The sequence below is a fragment of the Escherichia sp. KCJ4928 genome (assembly GCF_004352695.1).
In the GTDB taxonomy this organism is placed as follows: Bacteria; Pseudomonadota; Gammaproteobacteria; order Enterobacterales; family Enterobacteriaceae; genus ECMA0423.
Genome location: NZ_SJWV01000327.1, coordinates 1 through 2,530, shown reverse-complemented (window position 1 = coordinate 2,530; position 2,530 = coordinate 1). Strand labels below are relative to the sequence as shown.

The following is a 2,530-nucleotide window of genomic DNA, read 5'->3' as shown; positions in this document are numbered from 1 at the left end:
GTGGTCAGCCGGTCGCCGTCCCAGCCGTACCAGGTCACTTGCGGTTTCCGTGACAGCGACATCCAGCCCGTCAGGTCCCGTTCACGCCGCCATACCCGTTTTGCCACCCTGCGGCCCAGCGGGTCGTAAAGATAGCGACTTTCGACCAGCGGCTCTGCATATTGTGTCCGCGTGTAGTGCACCAGCCGGTGCTGACTGTCGTAATGGTACCGGTGAGTCCGCTCATCATCCGTGCGGATAACCCCTTCCGGGATGAGGTCGGTTTTCTCTGTCAGCCTGCCGTGACGGTCATACCGGTAAAGATAGTGCGCGTCACGGGCGATACGGTTATCCGGCCACATGCTGAGGGTGCTGTCCGGGTGCAGCTCCGGGTCGGGCAGGCGGTTACCTGCCGGGTCTGTGGCATACGGGATGCGGATATCAAGGTTCGCTGCGGTGGTGTGAACGCCGGTCAGCCTGCCGGTGGTGCTGTAGCTGTAACTCCGGGTCTGGCGCGGGCTGCTGATGCGGATGAGTTCGCCGTTGTCGTTCCAGGTGTAATCGCGGTCAGACAGCAGGCTGTTCAGGTGCTGGCTCTGTAACTGCCCGGCAGGGGTGTAAGCGGTGGTGAGTTCATAACGACCGAAGCTGCGCAGCGTTTCCCGGTGCAGGCGGTCGCGGGTGTACTCCACCAGCGGTGTGTCGCCGAGTTTCATGCCTGACAGCCAGCCGCTGCCGTAGGTCAGCCATTCCACGGCGGGCAGGCTGTCCGGTATACAGCGGTTCGCCAGCCCCTGCGCGTTGTACGCATGTCTGGTCTCATGCTGCCAGAGCAGTGCTTCCGTCTGCGGGTGATGCACCGTCTGACGCTCACCGGTCAGGCGGCCTTTCTCATCATACCCGTAATGCACCGTCACCCGGTGCCCTTCGCTGATATGGCTGATGTCTGTCAGCCAGCCGCGTTCGTCGTACCGCCACCGCTCTGCGGTTTCACCCTTCACGGTGCGGTGCGTGAGGCGGTCTGCTTCGTCATAGTGCCAGTGGGTGACCAGACCCTCATCCTCGCTGCGGATAAGTTTGCCGGTCAGGTCGTGGTGATAACGCTGTGTGCGGCCGTCAAAGCCGGTTTCCTGTATCAGCCGGTCAAGTACATCGTAACGGAAGGTGGTGTGGCTGCCGTTTTCACTGGTCAGGCGGATGACCCGTCCGGCAGCATCGTATTCCATACTGCGCGTCAGCCCGCCCTGCGTGGTACGGACGGCCTTTCCCCACGCATCGTACTGTGTCCCGTTTCTGCTGCCGTCCGGGGCAATGACGGCGGTCAGGTCACCGGCGATGTTGTATTCATACCGCGTTTCATGGCCCTGCGTGTCTTTCACCGCAGTTAACTGTCCACGGCTGTCGTATGCGCGGTACTGGCTCAGCCCTTCCTCGCGGTGCACCGCCGTCATCTGCCCGAAGCGGTCATGGTCATAACGGGTCTGGTAGCCGGAACAGTCGGTGAAGCTCAGCAACTGGCCGTAACGGCTCCACGTCATGGTTTTCCGGCTGCCGGTGGCATCTTCCGTTGCGCAGGGTAAGTCACTGTGTGGATTATCATAACGGTAGCGGGTGATATCGCCGTCAGGGGCGGTTTCCTGAATCAGACGTCCGTACTCATCATATTTGCGGCGCATTTCCAGCCCGTCTGGCCCGGTGGCTGACGTTAACTGGCTGTGGTGGTTATAGTAAAACGCCGATGCCCTGCCATCCGGCGTGGTGATGCGCGTGATGAGGCCCGTCACCACATCCGGGCTGTACTCTGTTGTCCGGCCTGCGGCATCCGTCTGTGCCTTAAGCCTGCCCACCGCATCAAACTGACTCTGCGTGACGCTGCCGTCCGCGTGTTCCTTTTTCACCACCCGCTTCAGCCCGGCTTCGCCCTGCGTGTGCAGCACTTCACGGCGGTCCAGGCTGTCGGTGATGGTGATGTGGTCTTTCTCATACTGATACGTGTAGCTTAAGCCTGCCGGGTTAAGCTGTTCTGTCACCCGCCCGTCGCTGTCGTAACGGTAACGGATTTCCGGCCGGCCCGTGTGACGGTGCGCCACCATCCGGCCCCGGTATTTATCATCGTAAGTAAAGCTGCGCACCTGTTTGCCACTACGGTCATACACCACCGCCAGTTCGCCGCGTGGCGTCCAGCCATAGCGCACCAGCGGCGCGGCAGGTAAATTCTCCGGGTATTCCGGGTCGTGCGTCAGCCACACGGCAGACAGACGGATGCCGTTGTCCCGGCCATATTCGGTGTAACCCGGCAGGGTATCAGGAAAAGCGGACGGTTCCGTCCCGCCGGAAATGGCCTGCTGCCGGGCTTCTTCTGCCCGCTGCGCCTGCGTGGTCAGTACCAGCCGGAAGTGACGCCCGGCACCATCCGTCACGCCGGTGATTTCGCCGCTGAATTCACCGGCGGCTTCGCGGTGGAACGTCTGTGTGCGCCCGAAGCGGTCCACCAGCCCGGTCAGTACCCGGTACGGCGGCAGCGGCGCAGGCAGCACCTCATCCGCTTCCG

General features: G+C 62.2%; 1 pseudogene. It reads right to left on the bottom strand.

The features are described 5' to 3' along the window. A pseudogene (rhsB, locus tag E0D98_RS23290) lies at positions 1 to 2,530 on the bottom strand (rhs element protein RhsB); the annotation flags it as partial.